Source organism: Pseudomonas frederiksbergensis (assembly GCF_003732665.1).
In the GTDB taxonomy this organism is placed as follows: domain Bacteria; phylum Pseudomonadota; class Gammaproteobacteria; order Pseudomonadales; family Pseudomonadaceae; genus Aquipseudomonas; species Aquipseudomonas frederiksbergensis_G.
Map to the genome: position 1 here is coordinate 1 of NZ_MOBP01000120.1, position 298 is coordinate 298.

The following is a 298-nucleotide window of genomic DNA, read 5'->3' on the forward strand; positions in this document are numbered from 1 at the left end:
AATAGACGTCGAACAGCGCACGTTCTTCCGGGCGCAACTGGGGCGCGAGTTTGGCGGACAAGGCGCGCATGTCGGCGCGCACGCCTTCGAGGGCGGTCTTGAACAGCCCGAGCTCGGCGTGTATGTCGGTGATGGTCTTGGCCGGCACCACATCCAAATCAGCCGGCGGCAGCATGAGCACCGCCGTACCGACCGCCGCGCCCAGCGAACCCGGCACGCCGACGAACTTGGCCTCCTGGATGCCTGTGCCCTGGCGGCCCAGACCACGGATCGAACCGGTGGCCTCGGCGTGGGCGAT

Annotated in this window: 1 protein-coding gene; it reads right to left on the reverse strand. The window is 68.1% G+C overall.

The window, feature by feature from the left end:
* On the reverse strand, positions 1-298 hold a 298-nt coding region (locus BK665_RS33425), incomplete at both ends, for a phosphoenolpyruvate-utilizing N-terminal domain-containing protein (protein ID WP_311198559.1).